The organism is Paenibacillus ihuae, assembly GCF_001368795.1.
Classification (GTDB): domain Bacteria; phylum Bacillota; class Bacilli; order Paenibacillales; family Paenibacillaceae; genus Paenibacillus_AQ; species Paenibacillus_AQ ihuae.
In genome coordinates, this window is the sequence record NZ_LN831206.1 from 29,841 (window position 1) to 34,774 (window position 4,934).

Below are 4,934 nucleotides of genomic sequence, written 5' to 3' on the forward strand. Positions count from 1 at the left end.
GGGATTTTTACCGTTGATTTCCTCGATTGGCCTGCCGGCGGCAGAATCAACGGGATTTTTACCGTTGTTTTTCGCGCTCGCCCCGTCACCACAGCCCGTTATTCGGCACTCCTGAACGCTGCGGCCTGATGCACTGAACTTACGTCCTGCCTGCAGGCCCGCCAAACACTTTCCCTTCCTCCAACCCGTCCACAAAACGCTGCAGCCAGCTGTAATAATCCATCGCATGCTGCAGCTTGTCCAGGTCTCTGCGGCAGGACTGGCGCTCTTCCTCCGGAGTATCTTCGGCCTGGATCAACGATTCCAGCTCAGGCACCGCCGTTCCCATCGCGTCCTGCATCACGTCAATCTCCCGCTGCAGCTTCAAGGTGAAGAAATTCCTGAACGCCTGAAAAAAGTCCGTCTCCGCCGCATACAGCTCCTTCCGGTCCCGCTTCTCCTCAAGCTTCGTTACCATCCGGGAGGCGATCAGTGAACGGACGCCATAGCTCATATTGCTCTTGCTCATATTCATAACCTGCTTCATTTCCTCAAGTGTCATCGGCTTATCCTCAAAAAACATGATCCCGTAGAGCTGTCCGAAGGAATAATTTGCCCCGTATAAATCCATAGTCTGCGCAATCGCATCAATCATGGGACGCAGCACTTGCTCCCGTGGGGATAACTGCCCATTGTCCTCGCCAAATGCGGCCTGTTTCATTCGCTGCACCTTCACTCCAATTAGACTTGTTTTCTCTACATTACACAAAACTGAAGCAACACAGCAGCATTTCTGCAAATTTTACATAATTTCTAAACGTGCTTTACTTCCGCTTGACCATAAGACGTCTGCTTGAGTGTACAATTTTTTTTGAACAGAGTGCACTTCTTCAGCATTATACCGCAAAACTTAGACGATGGAATGGGGTATCCGAACAAAAATGACACGCTCCAAGGTAATAAACGGCCTAAAACCGGTGCTGTTCACACTGCCGGCGATGATCCCGTTCATTCTATTCTGGCTTGCCCCGCTGCTGTATGTGCTGTATCTCAGCCTTACGGAATGGGACTTCATGAGTCCGGACAAAATCTTTGTCGGGCTGCAAAACTATGCCGATCTCTTCAGCAACCCTTCCTTTTACAAAGCGCTGAGGGTCACCGTGCTCTTCTGTGCAGGCAGCGTGCTGCCGGTCATCTCGATCGGACTCGGACTTGCGCTGCTGATGAACCGGAAGCTGGGAGGCTCCGCACTGTACCAGGCGCTCTTGTTCTCCCCGTGGGTTACGCCAACCGTCGCCGTATCCATTGTCTGGTCCTGGATCTACGAGCCTGATGTCGGACTCGCCAATACCGTGCTGAATTTCCTTGGCCTGGAACCGATCGGCTGGCTGCAGGACCCCAAGTGGGCGCTAATCGGCGTGCTGTTCGTAACGGTCTGGAAATCGGTAGGCTGGGCGATGATCTTTTATCTGGTGGCGCTGCGGAATGTCCCTTCCGATCTGCTGGAAGCCGGCGAGCTTGACGGGGCCAGCGCACTGCAGAAGTTCTTCCGTATTACCCTGCCGCTGATCTCGCCGACCACCCTGTTTCTGTTCGTGGTGCAGATTATCCAAGCCCTTCAGGCTTACGATCAGATCAATGTCCTGACACAGGGAGGCCCGTCCGGCTCCACCCGCACCCTGCTGTATCTGTATTATCAGTCAGCCTTCGAGTCCTTCCAGATCGGTGAGGCTTCAACCGTGGCAGTGGTTCTGGTCTTCATCTGCATGCTGCTGTCGGTATTCTCGCTCGGCGTCAGTAAACGGACCACACATTATCAGTGATTTTGCGTCTATCCAAAAGGAGGTCTCACCGCTTGCGTATATTCACCCGGCTGGTCCAACCGGTCCGCCAACTTTTTTTCGCCGTAATTGCCCTGCTGATGGCCTTTCCGTTCTACTGGATGGTTACCAGCGCTTTGAAAACTAATGATGAAATCTGGCGCTCCCCGCCAACACTCTGGCCTGAGGTACCGCTCTGGAGCAATTTTGCCGCAGCCTGGAACGAGGCTCCATTCGCACGGTATATGGGCAACAGCATCTTCGTCGCCACCGCCATCGTCGTTCTGCAGGTGATCAACTCAGGCATGATGGCCTACGCGCTTACACATATGAAATTCCGCCTGAAGGGTGTTTTTGCCGGAGTGATCCTGTTCGGTTACATGGTACCTGCTACCGCAGTCTACCTGCCCGGTTATCTGGTGCTATCCGAGCTGCATCTGCTCAATTCTTACGGCGGCCTGATTCTCTCCAACTGTGTGAGCGTCTTTGCGATCTTTCTGGTCAGACAAGCATTCCTGCAGGTATCGCATGAGCTGGTCGAGGCCGGTGAGGTGGACGGCGCATCCCATATGCGGATTCTCTGGACGGTGCTGGTGCCGGTCACAAGGTCTTCCTTCGCGGTACTTGCGCTGATTACTTTCATCGAGCAGTACAACAATTATTTCTGGCCGATGCTGATTACCAAGGATCCCGGCCTGCAGCTGGTGTCCGCCGGTCTGCGCAGCTTCTTCGTGGAAGGAGGTGCTTACGGATTAAAATGGCCGCTGATTATGGCCGCGAGCAGCTTCACCATCGCCCCGTTGCTGCTTGTCTTCCTGCTGGCGCAAAAAACGATTATGCAAAGTGTCAATATGACCGCCGGTTCCAGCAAAGGCTAAAATCTTACATTTTCAAACAAAGAGGAGAATGATGATGAACGTATTAAAAAGGTTGTCAGCGATGTCCATGATTGCCGGGTTCTCAGTACTCACGGCTTGCGGCGGAAATACCGCTTCTAATGATGTTACGGAGGCGAGCGGAGCATCGTCTGCTCCTGCTGCTGAAGCTGCTGCGGCCCCAAGCGGACCGGTAACGATTGAATTCTGGTATGGACTCGGCGGCAAGCTTGGGGAAAATATGGAGAAGCTCATTCAGAAATTCAACGCCTCACAGCAGGAAGTGATCGTCAAAGGCATCGTGCAGGCGGATTATACGGAAACGGAGCAGAAGCTCCAGGCGGCCATCGCCACCGGACAGGTACCTGCTGCTGTGCTCTCTTCCAATATAGACTGGGCGCGCAAGGGATATTTTGCACCGGTGGATGAGCTGATTGCGGAGCAGCCGGATTTCAATAAAGAGGATTTTGTCCAGACCTTCCTGAGCCAGGGCCAGGTCGACGGCAAGCAATATTTCCTTCCGATGTACGGAACGACACAGATTATGTATTACCGCAAGGATGCTTTTGCGAAAAGCGGGATTGACGCCAGCCAGATCAAGACCTGGGAAGACCTCGCTGCGGCAGCAGAGAAAATGGCTGTCAAAAACGGAGACAAAACGAGCTTCTACGGCTGGGAGCCGATGTGGGGCTCCGGCAATATGATCGATGCCGTGCTGAGCAAGGGCGGCAGCATTCTTAGCGAAGATGGCAAGAAAATAACGATCGATTCCCCTGAGTGGATCGAGACCTGGGACCTGTTCCGCAAATGGATTCATGAAGATAAGATCATGCGGATCCATTCCGGCGGACAGGGCTGGGAGTACTGGTACAAGACCATTGACGATGTGATGAAAGGCCAGGCAGCCGGCTACATCGGCTCCAGCGGTGACCAGGGAGATCTCGATTTCAGCATCGTCTCCGCAATGGAACAGCCGGGCTGGGCTGGAATGGGTGAAGGCAAGCCGGTGGCACAGGCGATTATGGCCGGTATTCCGGCTAAGGCCGGAGATGCCGAGAAGCAGGCAGCCCTGAAATGGCTGGCGTACTTCACGAACTCTGAGAATACTGCCTTCTGGTCCATTAACACCGGCTACATCGCTGTCCGCCAGTCTGCACTGGAGGATCCGGCATTCGTCTCGTTCAGCGGGACCAATCCGCAGATCAAAATCCCATTGATGCAGGCATCTCATGCCTCCGCCCCGTTCCAGGATCCAACTGGCGGCAAAATCAACGATGCGCTAACTATCGCTGCGGACAAGGTCCAGATCGAGAATATTCCGGCAGCCGAGGCTCTCAAGGAAGCGCAGCAGACTGCCCAGGCGGCACTGGATAAGCTGAAATAATCAGCGGCATAGTTAGAGGGGTGCCGCCTGTAAAAGAAGCGGTGGCTTCTAAAGTGAAAATATCTGGAATGGCTGCACTCCTAGAGTGATTTCAGTGATTTTCAGTTTGTGGAATGTCTATACTTTCGAGAATGATTGCACTTTGTGCAGTAGAAAGTCCATTTTCCTGCGGTACGTTGGCTTCTGTTGTATTTCGTACAGTTGATTTTCTGATTTAGGGCCAAAAGCATCTATTTCACCAATTTCAGATGTACAAAGTGCAATAGATGCAAGTTCTCAGCCCAGTTAAAGTTCAGCTGTTGTAGAAAATGCAATTAATGTCTTAGCAGCTCATAGATGGCACTCCAAACGAAGTAATTTGGGAGAATGGACTTATGTTTATTCCAGTATTCTGGCATACGAATAATTCAATGACATGACATAACGGTTGACTAAAGGGGGCCGCACCATGCCTGAGCTCATCACTCCGCAAGGAAATCATGCCATATCCGCGATCCTGTTCGACAAGGACGGCACACTTCTGGAGTTCGTCTCCCTCTGGGGAAGCTGGGCCGAGTGCTTCCTGGAGCAATTCACCCGGCAACTGGAAGAGCGCGGTCTCGAATTCCCTGCACAGTACCTCGCCTCACTGCTTGGGACCATCCACAATGCAGAGGGCAAAATCACTGACTACGACCGCAATGGCCCGCTGGCCATGGGGACGATGAGCGACCTTTACGCTATTCTCTCCTGGCAGGGCTATCTGCTGGGCCTATCCTGGGCGGAATCGATGGAGCTGGCGGAAATCTGCCGCCAGGAAGCGGACGAGACGCTGGAGCGGAACCGTCCGGCCCTCCCTCTGCCCGGCCTGCTGCGCTTCCTTGATGACTGTGCAGC

At 53.3% G+C, this 4,934-nt stretch carries 4 protein-coding genes and 1 pseudogene; 4 read left to right on the forward strand and 1 reads right to left on the reverse strand.

Annotation, left to right across the window (positions count from 1 at the left end; genetic code table 11):
- Positions 1-139: 139 nt before the first annotated feature.
- Positions 140-700 (reverse strand): GbsR/MarR family transcriptional regulator, encoded by a 561-nt coding sequence (locus tag AQR02_RS29625; protein WP_054943902.1) that lies wholly within the window; start codon positions 698-700, stop codon positions 140-142.
- A 220-nt stretch (positions 701-920) separates the two neighbouring features.
- Between AQR02_RS29625 and AQR02_RS29630 the strand changes: the two genes are divergently transcribed.
- From AQR02_RS29630 to AQR02_RS29645, 4 genes and pseudogenes are all read left to right on the forward strand, one after another.
- A complete protein-coding gene (locus AQR02_RS29630) occupies positions 921-1,802 on the forward strand; it encodes a carbohydrate ABC transporter permease (protein ID WP_054943903.1) in 882 nt (293 codons plus the stop codon).
- Between the two features lie 32 nt (positions 1,803-1,834).
- Positions 1,835-2,677 (forward strand): carbohydrate ABC transporter permease, encoded by an 843-nt coding sequence (locus AQR02_RS29635; protein ID WP_054943904.1) that lies wholly within the window; start codon positions 1,835-1,837, stop codon positions 2,675-2,677.
- Between the two features lie 34 nt (positions 2,678-2,711).
- Entirely contained in the window at positions 2,712-4,058 is a 1,347-nt protein-coding gene (locus AQR02_RS29640) for an ABC transporter substrate-binding protein (RefSeq protein ID WP_054943905.1), read from the forward strand.
- Positions 4,059-4,506: 448 nt separating this feature from the next.
- Positions 4,507-4,934 (forward strand): annotated as a pseudogene (locus AQR02_RS29645) (HAD family hydrolase); the annotation flags it as partial.